Source organism: Clostridium sp. UBA1652 (assembly GCF_002320975.1).
In the GTDB taxonomy this organism is placed as follows: Bacteria; Bacillota; Clostridia; order Clostridiales; family Clostridiaceae; genus Clostridium_T; species Clostridium_T intestinale.
Window position 1 is genome coordinate 1 of sequence record NZ_DCLI01000068.1, and the last position, 15,708, is coordinate 15,708.

The following is a 15,708-nucleotide window of genomic DNA, read 5'->3' on the forward strand; positions in this document are numbered from 1 at the left end:
TGGCGGAGAAAGTGGGATTCGAACCCACGGTACGCTCACACGTACGCCGGTTTTCAAGACCGGTGCCTTAAACCAACTCGACCATCTCTCCGTATGTTACAACAATTAGTATTATATCAACGGGCTTATGTAATGTCAACATTTTTTTAATAGAAATTTAAGGATGACCAATTTAAAAACATCAGTCATCCTCCTTACTTAATTAATCTTTTTAGCAAAACTTGAATATTTAATACTTCCTGCACTAAAGAATATCAATGCAAACAATAATAAAATAAATACATTTGGAAACAATACAGATTTTTCTATACTTCCTAATGACCAATAAAATGGTGTAAACTTAGCTAATGTTGCCATAATTCCTTCTGACTTTGCACCCGATTCTATAGTATTAATATATACAAAAAACATTACTAGTGATGTTAAATAAACTACTAAGCTTGCCACACCTTCATTTTTAAACAATCTGCTAATCATTATTCCTAAACTTATAGATACTAAACTCATCAATGAAATATTTAAAAGCAGTATTCCAAAATTCTCAAAGTTATATTTAAATATTGTATCAAGAACTAAAAATGAGGCTGTATAAAAGATTATTTGTACTAACCACATAGAAATATAAATACTTCCCATTATTTCATAACCTCTATTATTTGTAGTTAAAAATCTTTCTAATATTCTCTGTTTTCTAAGTCTTAATAAGTCAACAGTTATATTTGCAGAAAATGTTACTAAAAAGAATATTATTAAAACTATAGGCATAAATGACTCAGTTGATAACAACCCTTTGTGCATATTATATTCTACATTTACTATATTCTTATCTAATTCACTTTCCTCATTTATTACATTATTATCTTTAAACAATTTTATCTTCATTAGATTATTTATATCTTTTTCAAGCTTAGATTCAAATATTAAAGTACTATTTCCCTCTTCGATTTTATAAGAATTAACTATAGGCTTAATTCCTTTATTTATATTTTCAGTGAAATTCTCTGGAATTTCATACACAGCTATAGATTCATATTTTTTTAAATCTTCTAGAGCCTTATCCTTATCAGAATATATGCTATTTACATCTAAATCTTCTATTAGCTTATTCCCTAAATCACCTTTATCTAAATTTACTATAGCTGCCTTTATATCTAATCCACTACTACCTTTGCCAGCTAACACATTTACCATTCCTACACAGACTATGGGAACTACAAACATCATTACTATATTGGCATAATCCCTGATGTATTTTTTACAATTTACTAATACCATTCTAATAAATTTCATCCACTATTCCTCCCATCTAAGTCTTACTTTAGTTATACTTATTAAATATGCAGCTATTGATATTGCTAACATCAATATTAATTCAGTAGAAATATCATTAATAGAATTAAACAGCATACATTTTCTATATGCATCTGTAATTATATCCCCAGGTGAGAACTTAGCTATAGTTAAAAATACTTTATTAGATATTTCCTTTAACGGTATAAATCCTCCACCAAATATAATTTGAAAATACATAAACAGAATTATTACTATCTGTGAAACCTTTTTGCTTAAAAATGCAATTATCAATCCTGACAGTGCAGTTATAAGTATGCTTTGTACTGATAATAAAACTATTATATTAATCAAAGATACTCCTTTAAATGCAAACCCTGCAATTCTAGAAACTATAACATATATACATCCATATACAAAGCTAGACATAAAAAATATTAATAAATCAAGTTTAAAAAATGTTTGTTTAGTTATTGATGTAGACATCAATCGTTTAAAACTTCCATTTTCTTTATCTAGATGATATCCTGCAACACAGCCCATAATAATAGTAAAAAGCATAAAAGTCATCATAGATGCAGATTGGTTCTCAAAGGATGTAAGAACTCTTTCAGCTTCTATTTTATTGCTTTTTATAGAAGTTGTTTCATTTATTGATTTTAATGTTGTCGTTATTTTATTTATTATTTCTTCATTGTCTCTTAAATCCATATTATTATTTACTATTAAAGATTCTGTTAAGCTTTTTCCATATTGCTCTATTAATGACTTTAATATTACTTCATTCTGCCTTGATACTCTGTTTTTTTCATCTATAGTAATTGTAGTATCTTTAAGCTGGAGTAAATCTTTTTCATAATTTTTAGGAATATTAATTATATAATCTCCATTGTCAGATATATTAAACAGATTTTTCAATTCATCAGAATTTAGTAAACTTATAAATTTTTTAGATACATCGCTTTTATCTTCATCTACTATAGAAATATTTATCGCATCTATTTTTGTCTCAGGCTTGTATAAATCTCTTTGAAAATATCCCATTACCCCTATTAACAGTAATGGAAATACTGCATACATTAGTAATACTTGCTTCCATTGTGCCAGTAACGCTTTAACTGTAACTTTTATAGTAGCTTTTACTTTCATTTTTAGCCCTCCTAATCCCTTAATTTCTTGCCAGTAAGTGCTAGAAAGACCTCTTCTAAAGATGCTTCTTCTATATTTAAATACTTTATTTTCTTTCCTTCTTTACTTACTAAATTCAATAAATTTTCTATTTTAAAAACTAATTCTCTAACTAATATTTTTATATTATCTTCTTCTCTAAAACAATCTTTTACCCCTTTTAATTCCTTTATTTTAACTATAAATTCCTCGTTATAATCATCTATTTTTAATTTTATTGTTCCATTTTCACTAGACATAGCCTTTATGACAGATTTTGATCCAGATGCTATTTCTTTCCCTAAATCTATTATAAATATGCTGTTACACAGGTTTTCTACTTCTTCCATATAGTGAGATGTATAAATTACTGTTGTTTTATTTTCTTTATTAATTCTTTTTATGAACTCAAATATATAATTTCTTGATTGAGGATCAACTCCTACTGTAGGTTCATCCATAATTAATACTTTTGGTTTATGCATTATAGCTACAGCTAGATTTAATCTTCTTTTCATTCCGCCTGAGAATTTTTTGACTTTTTCCTTCCTCTTATCTACTAATCCAGTCACCACTAAAGCTTCTTCAATTCTCTCCTTTAGCAGCTTTCCACCTAACCCATAAAAGGCTCCAAAGTATTCTAAGTTATCATAGGCGGTTAATTCCTCCATAAGAGCTAGCTCCTGAGGTACAAGTCCTATTAGCCCCTTAGCATCTAGTGGTTGCTTCTCTATAGAATATCCACCTATATTTACTTCTCCACCATTACTTTTTAATAATCCAGTAATTATATTTATTAATGTAGATTTTCCTGCTCCATTAGGCCCTATTAAACCAAATATATCTCCTTCTTCGATATTAAAGGATATATTATCTAAAACCAACTTATCATCAAATCTTTTTGTAATATTTTTAACTTCTATATAATTCATAAAAAAATCCCCCTTTAGTACTTTAATAATATTTTAAAATACTAAAAGGAGATTTACTATTATCCTAAGTAACTATAATCAGTTACTTAAGTCACTATTCATCTGCTATATCATTTTTAAATGCAAATATAGTCAATTGTGTTCTATCTCTTAACGATAATTTTGATAATATATTACTTATATTATTCTTAATAGTTCCTTCTGATAGAAATAACCTCTCTCCAATTTCCTTGTTAGATAGTCCATTTGCTATTTCTTTTATAATATTAATTTCTTTAGAATTTAAATTGTATCTGATTTTTACATCTTCTAAATTCTTTTTATTAGTTTTTAGTCCTGATCCTAGCATTTTATTAGCAACTTCTTGATTGATTACTATTGTACCTTTTATACAGGCCTTTATTCCTTCATATATTAAGTCGTAATCACTATCTTTAAGTATATATCCTGATGCCCCATATTTTAAGGCTTCTTGAATATATTCTACATCATTAAATGTTGTTAATATAAGAATTTTTATATCCTTAAACTGTTCTTTTATAAGTTTTGTTCCTGTAACTCCATCACACTGAGGCATTCTTATATCCATTAAAACTACATTAGGAGGATTTTTTTTACAAGACTCTAAGGCTTCTCTTCCATTAGAACAAACATCTATTACTTCTATATCAGCATAGCTTTCTAATATAATTTTTAAACCATCTCTTATTAATTTTTCATCATCTACTAATATTATCTTTATCTTATCCACTAAATTTCCTCCTGTGAATAGATTTTTAATTTTTCTTTTTTATCTAATTCTATTCTTACTAAAAATCCATCATTAGGTTTTGTATAATAGTCAAAGGAACCACCTAGTTCCTCAACTCTTTCTCTCATGCTTCGTAGACCTAGCCCTTCAATTACCTTATCTTTACCTATTCCATTATCCTTTAATGCCACTATTAAACTATATTCGTTAAATGCCATTGTTATTTTTATTACAGTGGATTTCCCATGTCTTAATGAATTAGATAAAAATTCTTGTATTATTCTATATATTACGAAGGTTTGATCTGAATTTAATGCCCACTTTTCCTTTGTAAATGATAATCTTACATCTACTCCTGTAAGTTTTTTAAATTTATTTATTAACTCATCAATGATTATGATTCCTTCATAATTTTCAAATTCTTTAGGTTTTATTTCTCTTACTGCACTTCTCACATCATTTAGACTTTTTTGAGTAAATTCTCTAAGATTAGCTGCTAACTGTTTTCCTCCAGTAGGGTTTTTATCTACTACTTTCTCAATAGCACCTAATTGTATAATAATTGTAGATAGAGCATGCCCTACACTGTCATGTATTTCTCTAGACAGCCTATTTCTTTCTCTTAACAGAGTTATTTCCTCAATTGAACTTGCATACATCTCTAAATCATTATTAGCCTTTTTAAGCTTATCTTCCGATATTCTAAGCTTATCATATAATTCCTGTGCCTCTATTTTCTTATTATATTCATCATTTATAAAATATAATATTAAGATTAATATTATAACTATACTCATATTCATTATCTGAGTATCTAATGGATCTTTTAAAGATAACATTATTCCTTCAAATGTTATTAATACATTTAGTATAGTTTTTATTGGGTTCTTAAAGAGTATGTTACTATCCAACGCTACTAATACAAGATATGCGAACAGATATCCACCTATATATTTGTAGCAAAATATTATCATAGCTAATTCTACGATAAAAGACAGGCATCTATAACTTATCTTATCCAACGAAAAGAACCTTAGTTGATTGTTTATTATAAATGTAAGGACAAAAACTATTTCGATTTTATCTATATCATTTTTATGCATTACTATACTTGCAATGATAATAAGTAGCAATGAATATCTAATTACTGTTAATAATTTCTTATTCCACATAAATCCTCCTTATAATCTTAAAAAGATTATATCATAAAAAAACATCTAGAAATTCTTCTAGATGTTTTATCTTACATAAAATAAAAAAGTTAGCTAAAATCTTAGCTAACTTTTTGGCGGAGAAAGTGGGATTCGAACCCACGGTACGCTTACACGTACGCCGGTTTTCAAGACCGGTGCCTTAAACCAACTCGACCATCTCTCCAAGTCTCACACAGACTATTTTACCAAAAATAATAATTATGTCAATATAAATTTATATTTTTAGTTCATCTTCTTTCAAATGTTCTTTATCATTATTACTTTTTTTCAACTTATATATTAGATACTGTCTGCATAAAACTTCTCCAATTATATAAAATGGAATAAAAGTAACTAACTCTCTAATCTTAGTTTTCACTCTAGATACTGTGACATATAAATTATAAGCTGCCATACTAGATAAGTAATTTGCCTCTAAATTTGTCATAGATACAACCTTTACTTTTTTAGCATTTAACTTTTTCATGACAGGAAATAATGCTTTTGAGTTACCTGATAAGGATATTATTATTACTACATCCTCAGAAGTTAAATCTTCAACTATAGACTCTATTTGATCATTATCATGTATTATATAAAAATACTCATTTATTGCCATAAAATTTCTTTGTATTTCTTTAACTACATTCATCTGTGAATATCCTGTTCCATATAAAAATACACGTCTTGATTTATATAATACATCACATATTTCATCTATTTGCTTTAAATTTATATGTTTTAATGTTGATTCTAAATCCCCAATTAATGATTCAGTTATATTTCTTTCATCTATATTAGACTGTTTCTCCTCCTTCTCCCATTTTATATAAAATTTAAATTCACTATACCCGCTAAAACCTAATTTTTGTGTAAATCTCAATAATGAAGATTTTGATACATTACATTTTTGAGCAAGCTCATTTATACTTAAATTTGAGCTTTGTTCTTTATTATTCATTATATAACTTAATATGTGTAATTCACTTTCATTTAAACTATCATAGTGTTCATTTACTACTTCTTCAAACTTCATGCTTTTTCCCCCTAAAGCTTATCTATTTAATACCACTATCTATTAATATTATAAAGTTTTAGGGATATTTTTTAAATACCTATATTTTACATGTCACCATTTCTACTCCTATATCCCCAATTATATTTGAATTTATATTTATATTCTTTACTTTTTCTATATTAGTTACTATTACCATAGTAATTAAGTTAAATCCCTTTGATTCTATTAACTTTCTGTCAACTTTAATTATTGGATCTCCAGCTTTAACTTTACTGTCAATATCCACAATAGCTTCAAAACCCTCACCATCTAAATCTACTGTATCTAAACCTATATGAACTAATATTTCTATTCCTTCTTTTGTTTCTAGCACAAAAGCATGTTTAGTTGGGAATAAGGCTCTTATTACTCCATCTTGAGGTGCATGTATAATGTCATCTTCTATTTCTACAGCAGCTCCATCTCCTAACATCTTTTTTGAGAACATTTCATCTGGAACCTTTTCTAAATTAACTATTTTACCCTTAGTGGGTGAATATATTGCTACTTCTTTTTTCTTAAATCCAAACATATTATTCCTCCTTAATATACAAAAGGAACAAGGAAAACATTCCTTATTCCTTTAATTTTTATCCTTATTTTAATTCTGGCCAGTAATCTTTATTGACTTCAATTAAGTCATCTAGTATTTCTTTTGCTACTTTAGCGCTAGGAACTGTTTTAGAAAGTGTCATAGCTTGCCATAATTTTTGATAAGATTTTTCAGCCCATGCCTCAACTACTAACTTCTCTACAGACACCTGCTGTTCCATTAATCCTTTTTGGAATTGTGGTATTTTTCCTATTGAAAGTGGTTCTGGTCCATTACTACCTACTATACAAGGTATTTCAACCATAGCAGTTGGATCGAAGTTTTCTATTGCCCCTTCATTAGGAACTATTAACAGCATTCTTTCATGAGTGTTATATGCTATAGCTCTAGCTAAATCAACTATATATGAGGCATGCTCATCAATTTCCATAGCACATCCTGCTGTCGATTGATTTTCTATAACTTTTTTACATTCACCAAATACAAACTTTTCACGTCCGTCCATAACTTCGTTTGCTCTTGTATATTCTTTATCTGAATGTTCAACTACATAGTCTGGGAATAGATAGTATTTTAAATAAGTATTGGGTAGCGTACTTGGATCTGTTGCATATACATCTTTAGCCTTAGCAAAGGTATCATTCCAGCTTGCATCAGTATGCTGACTATCTCCTTTTACTGCTACATATCCATATTTAGCTACATGTTCCTTAAGCCTAGGCATTAAATCACTACCTTCTTTATCACGAATATCTGACCACCATCCAAAATGATTAAGTCCATAATATCTTACTGACATTTCTTTTCTTGATTTAAGTCCTAATATTTCTGCCATTCTTGTCTCTATTCCTATTGGCATATCGCAGATATTTAATATTTTTGATGTAGGTCTCAATCTACGAGTAGCTTCTGCTACTATTGCTGCTGGATTTGAGTAATTTAACATCCAAGCATTAGGAGAATACTTTTCCATATAATCAAGTATTTCAAGTACTCCTCCTATAGATCTCATACCATAAGCCATTCCCCCTGGTCCACAAGTTTCTTGTCCTACTACTCCATGCTTTAATGGAATTTTTTCATCTAATTCACGCATTGCGTATTTACCTACTCTTATATGTGCCATTACAAAATCTACATCTGTAAAAGCCTCTTCTGGATCTGTTGTTGCTAAGAACTCTATTTCTGGCGCTTTTTCTTTTAGTATTATCTCACAGGCTCCTGCTATAGTTGCTTGTCTATCTCCATCGTTATCATAGAATTTAAGTTTTCTTAGTGGAAACTTATCTAAGTTGTCTAATAACATTAATACTATTCCTGGAGTAAAAGTACTTCCTCCACCTGCTACTACTACTGAAAATTTTTTCATGATTGTTCCTCCTTAAATTTTATATATTTAATGTATCGTTAGATACTAGAGCCTCAAATTCTTCTCTTACCTGAGGTACTGATAAACCAACAATAACTTGAATGGCTTTTCCCTTTCTAACTACTCCATGGGCACCAGCTTCTTTAAATATTTTATCAGAAGCTAATTTTGTTTCATCTTTTACTGTTACACGAAGTCTTGTGGCACAGTTAGTTACATCCTGAATATTCTCACTTCCTCCAAGAGCTTCTAAGAAGCTAGCTGCTTTTCCGCTATTACCTACATTAGCTTTCTTGTCTTTATAGTCAGCTTTAGTATATAATTTTGCCTCTTCATCATCTGCCTCACGACCTGGTGTTAAGAAATTGAATTTTAGTATAAGAAATCTAAATACAAAGAAATATATAGCTGTGAAGATTAATCCTATAACTATTTGTGTTATATAAGTTCCTGAATGGTATTTAAATAAAGGTAACCAGTTTAATGATATCCACTCAATTAATCCTCCTCCAAAGTTACCAGATACACCAAATGCATAAGAAACTGCTGCTAAACTTGCTGCTAACACAGCATGTACACCAAATAATACAGGTGCTACAAATAAGAAAGTAAATTCAAGTGGTTCTGTTATACCTGCTACAATAGCTGTTAATGTTGCTGGTATTAATAATCCAGCCACTACTTTTTTCTTTTCAGGTTTAGCTGTTGCATAAATAGCTAATGCTATACCTGTGCTTCCGAATATTTTAGAAGACCCATGAAGTGCAAAGCCTCCTGCTGGAAATAGTTCTCTTAATGATTGAGCTGATGTTGCAAAATCTGAGAAATTCTGTGCCCAATAAGCTGCTATACCATTTTCTACAACTGCTGGTCCAAATATGAATGGTCCATATATAAAGTGATGCAATCCTGTTGGAATTAATATACGTTCTAAGAATGTATATATCCATACTCCAGCCACCCCTGAAGATGCTAAGAATGATTGAAGTGATCCTATTCCTAATTGAACTTTAGGCCAAACAAAACACATTATTAGTGCAATAGGAATCATGATGAAAAATCCTATAAGTGCTACGAATACTGATCCTTGGAATATACCTAAAAAATCTGGTAATTTCTTTTCAAAAAACTTACCATGAAGATAAACTGATATACCAGCTATTAATATTGCTCCTATCATACCAGTATCTAGAGTTTTAATTCCTGCTATTAAAGCTAGTCCACTCGAAACACCATCTGTAACTCCTGGTGCAGCGTCGAAATTCACTCCGAAAGTTGAACCTGAAATAGTAAGTATTGCATTAATAAAGTAATTGAAGGTTAAGTATATAACTAAAGATTCTAAACATGCACGAGCTTGAGCTTTCTTAGATAGTGCAATTGGTAGACCTACTACGAATAATAATGGTAGTTGATTAAATACTGTCCATGCACCTTGCTGAATAACATACCATATGTTATACCACACTGTTCCTTTATTAGCTATAGAGCCAACAATCTCTGTATTTAGAAATAATATTGATAATCCAACTGTCACACCATAAAAAGCAAAGAATAATACCGGAACAAACATCGCTGCACCAAAGCGTTGAATTTTTTGCATCATTTTAATTACCTCCCTTAATTTTTTGATAACTTTTACAATTAAAGTTATATCATCTTATAGTATCGTTTTCAATGGAATTTGCCTCTTATGGTACTAAAGTCCTATAGTGTCCAATTTCCCAAAACACGAAACTTTTCCCACCCTTTGTAAACCTCTTGTTTAGGCCTTTTCTCCCATTTATTAAAATAAAAACGCTCAAATGACTTATTAAAAGTTTCATTTGAACGTTTTTATTTTATTATTCACTTATATCTCTGGTACATATAATATCTACTCCAGTATTTAATATATTTGAACATATAATATCTCCAATTTTTATTGGAACACTTATATAAAGCCTACTTAATACTTTAGAAAATTCTTTCCAAAGATCTACATCTATCTCTTCTGTACTTTTAACTGGTATAACCTTATATTTACTACTACCTTTAGTTCTTACCACACTTGTAAATATATCTTTTCTTCCCATATTTACACCCCATCAAATTCTTTAATCCTAGCTGCTAGAACCCTTGACCCTTTAGAATCCTTAACTATTTCTGTTGATTTTTTATTTAATTCTTTAGAAAGTATATCTATTACTTTATTTATACAATATGAACCATGGCAATTACCAAATGTAGCTCCAGTTCTTCTCTTAACACCCTCTACTGTCCTTGCACCTAAAGGTCTTCTAATAGAATCAACTATTTCACCTTCAGAAATCATATTACATAAACAAATTATCTTCCCGTATCTAGGTTCTAACTTTATTATTTCATTGCGTTCTTTGTTTGATAAATCTTTAAATCTATAATAATCTCTTCTTTTATCTACAAAATTTTTCTTTAAAGAACATTTTAGATTATTTACTATAGTCTCACATAACATCTGAGATAAAGCTGGAGCTATAGTAACTTCACCATAATGATTTCCTGTAACACTTATATATCCTTTAGATATTTCACTTTCATCTATAAGCATTGAATCTACATTAAATTCATCAGAAAACATATGATTTACATCCTTTTTAGATAAATTAGGTAATATAGTATTGGATGTTTTTATTATTTCATCTAAAGTTAAAGTAACATCACTTTTCACTGCTATAAGTGTTCCTGATGAAAAGGTAGGCGTTTGAAATATAAAACCATTAGTATCTAACTCATTTATCACTAAACTATTAACAGTATCCTTAAAATCATGATCTAATAAGAGATAATACAATTTCTTATCTTTTCTTTTCTCTTCAGCATTAGTATTATAATTTAAATCATATTGTTCACTAGGTATTGTATTAATAACTACTCTACAGTTAAATTTATTTTTATTTGTAGTTACTCTAAATCCTTTAGCTGCTTTTTGAATATTTAGTACTGTTTCCTCTAACCTAAAAAAAACACCATTATCGGCAGCTACTTCAGCGTAAGCTAATGCTAAGTCATAAGGACTTATTATTGCTGTATTTTGAGAATATAATGCCTTTTTTATAGGAACCTTCAAATTACCGTTTAATTCTTTAGCATGTTCCTCTTCTATTAAATGTATATCCTTTATTCCTCTTTTTATTGCCCTATCGTATATCTTATTTAATTTTTCTACTGACTTATCTGTTTGAGCAATTCTCATAGATCCTATTCTTTTAAAAGGAACATCAAATTTTAATGCTATTTCTTCAATTAATTCATTCCCCATGTATTCTAATGATGACATGAGATTATTAGATGCCTCTGATCCGTCATAAACTATAGCTGTATGAACTGATGATAAATCATCAGCTATATCATAATCTCTTTCTATTAGAGCTATATTTAAGTTATATTTAGATAACTCATAGGCAGCGGCACATCCTATTACACCACCACCTAATATAAGTATGTCGTAATCCATAAATCTAACCTCAACTTTTCCCTTTTTGTTTATTACTTATTTAACTTTTCTATGGCTTCTCCTAGCTTCTTTATATATTCTCCATATTCAGCCCAATTTCCTTTTGTTTGCGATTCAATTGCTTTATTATATAAATCTTGAATCTCTATATTAGTTTCTCTTTGTTCTTCATTTATAGTATTTTCATTTATTATTTTTTCTTTATAATTAAATAAGCTTTCTAATGCTTTATTTAAATTTTCTTCCATAACTATTTTTTTACCATCTGATAAAATAATTCTCTTCATTTCTGGTATAGTTTTTTCTACATCTGCCTTAAGATAAATTGGAAGCATATATATAAGGGAATTTTCTATAGGTAATATTACGGTCTCACCATATTCAACTTTAGAACCTTTACCTTCCCATAAAGAAATCTCCTGCGAAATATATGGATCTTGTAGTATCTGATTTCTAAATAAGTATGGTCCATAGATAGTTTTTTCAGGTGAAAATTTAAATAATACTAATTTTCCATAATTTTCTCCATCCATTCTTGCACCTAACATAGAAATCATATTCTTCTTACTTTTCATATTAAAGTAATTGAATAATACCATTTCTTCATTTTTCTCTCCAGGCAATTGTGTCACAAGATATAAACCTTCATTATTATTTAAGCTTTCTTTAGCATCCGAGCTATTACTAGAAACTTCCCATACATCTTCTAAAGTAAAAAACTCTTTAGGGTCTTTTATATGATAGGTTGATAACACGTTGCTTTGAATATCAAATATCTTCTTAGGATATTTAAAATGACTTTGTAATCCTGAAGGAATTTCTTCTTTATTTTTAAATAATCCTCTAAATATTTTAGAATATCCTAAAACTATAGGATCTTTTTCATCTACAATATAATAATTAGTTTCTCCTGATGAAGCATCTATAACAACTTTAAATGAATTTCTAATATAATTTATTCCTCCATATGGCTGAGAGTAAGGAAAATTATTAGCAGTTGTATATCCATCAATAACCCAATATAACTTGCCTTCATTTATTACCATATAAGGATCTTCATCATATTCTAAAAAAGGAGCTATCTTTTTTACTCTCTCTAATATATTTCTATTAATTAAAATCTTGCTTTCGTTTGTAATATTTCCAGAGAATAAAATTTTAAAATTTTGCTCTCTTAAACTAAATAATATTCTATTAAATAGGCTTAATTTTATGCCACCTTTATCATCATACTTATAGTTAGTATCTCCATTTTCTTTAGGGTAATCCAATTCACCACTTGAGGTATTTACTATTGCATAATCATTTGTAACTTCACCAAAATAGATTCTAGGATTTTTCAAATATATATTAGTAAGATTTTCAGTGGGCAAATTTTTCATCAAAAAATCTGGTTGCCCCTCATCTGTAACCTTATTTACTTTACTCATAACCACTCCATATCCATGTGTGTATACCATGTGATTACTCTGCCAATTATCTATGGCTGATGTTTCTATCTCTCTTGGTGCCAAAAATACTTGTGTGTATTTGCCATCTATAATATAGCGATCTGTATCTATATCTAAAAATTTATAATAACTTCTTATTTCTTGCACTTGATTATAAAAGTTTAAAACTGGTCCTGGAGAGTTTACTTTAAGATTTGATATTATTTGTTTATTATTTTTTATTTTAGTACTGTTTAAATCCATTCCTGGATCAAAATCTTTTTCTTCTATATTATTTATATTAAACCCTTCATTGGTTGCATCTATGTTATAAGATATATAAGGGCTTTCATATTCTATTTCATTAGGTTTTACAAAGAATTTATACACAATATTATATATTAGTGGCTGTATTATTATTAAAAACAATATTATTCCTGTAAAAAATATCAGTGGCTTAAATTTATTTCTTCTTAGCATAATAAATGCGATAATTGATGATATTATTGAAACTATTATTATTACTTTATAAAAATTTAGTGTTATATTTATATCTGTAAAACTAGCACCAAATGATCCTCCATTATTACTATATAATATATAGAAGCTTTTCAATATATATCCTATTCCTATAAGAAATATAAGCATAGATACTAAAGTAGCTGCTTGTTTACCTAATATTTCTTTAAATTCTTTTAAATGCTGACTAAATTTCATATAATTTTTATTTATAGCATATTTCTTTAAACTAATAAATACATAAATCCCTATTGTTATGATTAAAGCAATAAATAAAATATCTTTAAAAAAATTATAAATTATATCTATTAATGGTAATTTAAATATATAAAAAGATGCATCTATATTAAAGATAGGATCTTTATAATTAAAAAGATTTGAATTAGTAAATAATAATATATTATACCAATATTTCATAGAAGCATTTATAGATATAATAAAGGAGATTATTATATTAAAAACTAATACAGCTTTTCTCAATTTAAATAAACTCTCAGATTTAAATTCTTTCTCTATGCTTATTAATATACTTTTGCTCAATAGATATATTAATACAAAACATGATAGGAATAAGGGTCCCATAAGCTTTAATACTGCTAGCATTTTTGTAAGATACACCTTTATATAACCTACTTCTTGAAACCATTCAATATCTATAATAAGCTTTGTTGACGATATTATTAAGGCTAATATCATAAACAAAATCCCTATTAGTATCAAAAACTGTTTTTTCTTCATCTCCTTACCCCCGCTAATCTTTTAATATATATCCAGCCTTTTCTAGGTTTTCTATTATTAGTTGCATATCTTTTTCATTATCAGTAGATATGGTATGAAGATGAATCCCTTCAGTCAATGCTGATAAGGGTCTAGCTTTATTCTTTTTATATAAATCTATAAAATTATCTAAATCATTCAAATTTCTGATCATTAAATTTGCTTTTATTTCGCCATATATAGGATGTTCTATTATAACATCTTCAATTATTCCACCAAACTTTATAACTATTTCTAGTTCACTTACCATTTCTTCTTCTTTATGAGCTAAAGCTAAAACTTTCTTATATCTTGATTCTTCTTTTGTTATCATATAACCTTCAGGAGTAGCTATTATATTAACGCCTGCTGCTCTTATAATGGCTATGTCTTTAACTATAACCTGTCTAGTTACGCCAAAAATATTAGCCAATTCTACACCTTTAATTGGCCTATGTATTTTAGCTATATGACTTATAATCTCTTTTCTCCTAATTAAACTGTTCATTAATTCACCCCATATTAAATACTAATTTTTATTATCATAATATTGTACTATCTCTAGTAACTTATTAGAAGTATCTTTTTTTATGTGATGGTTCTCTATTATCTCTAAAAACTCATCATCATATTTTGAACTTTTCCTCAATATGTCTGATCCTATTTTAGGATGATTATAATATATATCTATACTTTTTATATTATCATACTTTTTTATTTTTCCTTTAGTTATTTTATCAAATATAACAATTACAGATTTTTCAATTACATTAAGAGGTCTTTTTATTTTTCCTATATCATGAAGTAGCGCTAACTTTAATATTCTATCTTTATCAACATCAATATCTACAGAAACTTCGTCATTTACTTCTGATATATTATTTAAATTCTCTATATGCTTTAGAATATCCTTTGATACTCTAACACAATGATGTTTATCCGTTTTCTTTAAAAGAGAGAATAGTTGTATCTCATCTTCATCTAAATACTTTTTTATGTACTTATCATCTAATGATTTATATAAAGATTCAACTGCCCATATAAATTGTTTTATTCTATATAGCATCTCTAAACAATCCTCCTTAACCTTTATATTACAAAAAAAGCTATGAACAATTGTTCATAGCTTTTCATTGGTGGAGATAAAGAGATTCGAACTCTTGACCCCCTGCGTGCAAGGCAGGTGCTCTCCCAGCTGAGCTATACCCCCAAAAAT

General features: G+C 28.3%; 14 protein-coding genes and 3 tRNA genes. All 17 read right to left on the reverse strand.

The annotated features are described in order from the left end of the window. Positions 1-91 (reverse strand) — tRNA-Ser (locus B3N22_RS13840). A gap of 107 nt (positions 92-198) precedes the next feature. Continuing rightward, positions 199-1,290, reverse strand: coding sequence for an ABC transporter permease (locus B3N22_RS13845; protein WP_286908029.1), 1,092 nt, complete (start codon positions 1,288-1,290; stop codon positions 199-201). 3 nt (positions 1,291-1,293) lie between these two features. Beyond that, a complete protein-coding gene (locus B3N22_RS13850) occupies positions 1,294-2,439 on the reverse strand; it encodes an ABC transporter permease (RefSeq protein ID WP_286908031.1) in 1,146 nt (381 codons plus the stop codon). An 11-nt stretch (positions 2,440-2,450) separates the two neighbouring features. Then, positions 2,451-3,389, reverse strand: a complete 939-nt coding sequence (locus tag B3N22_RS13855) for an ABC transporter ATP-binding protein (RefSeq protein ID WP_286908033.1) — start codon at positions 3,387-3,389, stop codon at positions 2,451-2,453. A gap of 94 nt (positions 3,390-3,483) precedes the next feature. Next, complete coding sequence (locus B3N22_RS13860; RefSeq protein ID WP_286908035.1) at positions 3,484-4,140, reverse strand: response regulator transcription factor; 657 nt, start codon at positions 4,138-4,140, stop codon at positions 3,484-3,486. After that, entirely contained in the window at positions 4,140-5,312 is a 1,173-nt protein-coding gene (locus tag B3N22_RS13865) for a sensor histidine kinase (protein WP_286908036.1), read from the reverse strand. The genes B3N22_RS13860 and B3N22_RS13865 overlap by 1 nt, the downstream gene beginning before the upstream one ends. Before the next feature lie 114 nt (positions 5,313-5,426). Next, a tRNA-Ser gene (locus B3N22_RS13870) sits at positions 5,427-5,517 on the reverse strand. Between the two features lie 51 nt (positions 5,518-5,568). Further along, positions 5,569-6,369, reverse strand: coding sequence for a MurR/RpiR family transcriptional regulator (locus tag B3N22_RS13875; RefSeq protein WP_286908038.1), 801 nt, complete (start codon positions 6,367-6,369; stop codon positions 5,569-5,571). Positions 6,370-6,448: 79 nt separating this feature from the next. Further along, positions 6,449-6,922 (reverse strand): PTS sugar transporter subunit IIA, encoded by a 474-nt coding sequence (locus B3N22_RS13880; protein ID WP_286908040.1) that lies wholly within the window; start codon positions 6,920-6,922, stop codon positions 6,449-6,451. 64 nt (positions 6,923-6,986) lie between these two features. Then, the gene (locus tag B3N22_RS13885) at positions 6,987-8,312 is read right to left on the reverse strand and encodes a 6-phospho-alpha-glucosidase (protein WP_286908042.1); all 1,326 of its coding nucleotides are present in this window, start codon (positions 8,310-8,312) and stop codon (positions 6,987-6,989) included. Between the two features lie 19 nt (positions 8,313-8,331). Then, positions 8,332-9,918 (reverse strand): alpha-glucoside-specific PTS transporter subunit IIBC, encoded by a 1,587-nt coding sequence (locus tag B3N22_RS13890; protein WP_286908044.1) that lies wholly within the window; start codon positions 9,916-9,918, stop codon positions 8,332-8,334. 238 nt (positions 9,919-10,156) lie between these two features. Beyond that, positions 10,157-10,387 carry a DUF1667 domain-containing protein gene (locus B3N22_RS13895; protein ID WP_286908046.1) on the reverse strand — a complete coding sequence of 77 codons (231 nt, stop codon included), beginning with the start codon at positions 10,385-10,387 and terminating at the stop codon, positions 10,157-10,159. A gap of 2 nt (positions 10,388-10,389) precedes the next feature. After that, positions 10,390-11,787, reverse strand: coding sequence for an NAD(P)/FAD-dependent oxidoreductase (locus B3N22_RS13900; RefSeq protein WP_286908048.1), 1,398 nt, complete (start codon positions 11,785-11,787; stop codon positions 10,390-10,392). Positions 11,788-11,819: 32 nt separating this feature from the next. Next, positions 11,820-14,474, reverse strand: coding sequence for a UPF0182 family protein (locus B3N22_RS13905; protein ID WP_286908050.1), 2,655 nt, complete (start codon positions 14,472-14,474; stop codon positions 11,820-11,822). A 13-nt stretch (positions 14,475-14,487) separates the two neighbouring features. Then, a complete protein-coding gene (locus B3N22_RS13910) occupies positions 14,488-15,000 on the reverse strand; it encodes a transcription repressor NadR (protein ID WP_073021838.1) in 513 nt (170 codons plus the stop codon). Between the two features lie 21 nt (positions 15,001-15,021). Then, positions 15,022-15,558 (reverse strand): HD domain-containing protein, encoded by a 537-nt coding sequence (locus B3N22_RS13915; protein ID WP_286908053.1) that lies wholly within the window; start codon positions 15,556-15,558, stop codon positions 15,022-15,024. 68 nt (positions 15,559-15,626) lie between these two features. Further along, a tRNA-Ala gene (locus B3N22_RS13920) sits at positions 15,627-15,702 on the reverse strand. Positions 15,703-15,708: the final 6 nt, after the last annotated feature.

What these genes read in the sequence shown, in the direction of transcription:
- B3N22_RS13845 (WP_286908029.1), bottom strand. Translation starts at nt 1,290, where the DNA reads ATGAAATTTATTAGAATGGTATTAGTAAATTGTAAAAAATACATCAGG.
- B3N22_RS13900 (WP_286908048.1), bottom strand. Translation starts at nt 11,787, where the DNA reads ATGGATTACGACATACTTATATTAGGTGGTGGTGTAATAGGATGTGCC.
- B3N22_RS13895 (WP_286908046.1), bottom strand. Translation starts at nt 10,387, where the DNA reads ATGGGAAGAAAAGATATATTTACAAGTGTGGTAAGAACTAAAGGTAGT.
- B3N22_RS13850 (WP_286908031.1), bottom strand. Translation starts at nt 2,439, where the DNA reads ATGAAAGTAAAAGCTACTATAAAAGTTACAGTTAAAGCGTTACTGGCA.
- B3N22_RS13910 (WP_073021838.1), bottom strand. Translation starts at nt 15,000, where the DNA reads ATGAACAGTTTAATTAGGAGAAAAGAGATTATAAGTCATATAGCTAAA.
- B3N22_RS13885 (WP_286908042.1), bottom strand. Translation starts at nt 8,312, where the DNA reads ATGAAAAAATTTTCAGTAGTAGTAGCAGGTGGAGGAAGTACTTTTACT.
- B3N22_RS13915 (WP_286908053.1), bottom strand. Translation starts at nt 15,558, where the DNA reads ATGCTATATAGAATAAAACAATTTATATGGGCAGTTGAATCTTTATAT.
- B3N22_RS13855 (WP_286908033.1), bottom strand. Translation starts at nt 3,389, where the DNA reads ATGAATTATATAGAAGTTAAAAATATTACAAAAAGATTTGATGATAAG.
- B3N22_RS13890 (WP_286908044.1), bottom strand. Translation starts at nt 9,918, where the DNA reads ATGATGCAAAAAATTCAACGCTTTGGTGCAGCGATGTTTGTTCCGGTA.
- B3N22_RS13905 (WP_286908050.1), bottom strand. Translation starts at nt 14,474, where the DNA reads ATGAAGAAAAAACAGTTTTTGATACTAATAGGGATTTTGTTTATGATA.
- B3N22_RS13875 (WP_286908038.1), bottom strand. Translation starts at nt 6,369, where the DNA reads ATGAAGTTTGAAGAAGTAGTAAATGAACACTATGATAGTTTAAATGAA.
- B3N22_RS13880 (WP_286908040.1), bottom strand. Translation starts at nt 6,922, where the DNA reads ATGTTTGGATTTAAGAAAAAAGAAGTAGCAATATATTCACCCACTAAG.
- B3N22_RS13865 (WP_286908036.1), bottom strand. Translation starts at nt 5,312, where the DNA reads ATGTGGAATAAGAAATTATTAACAGTAATTAGATATTCATTGCTACTT.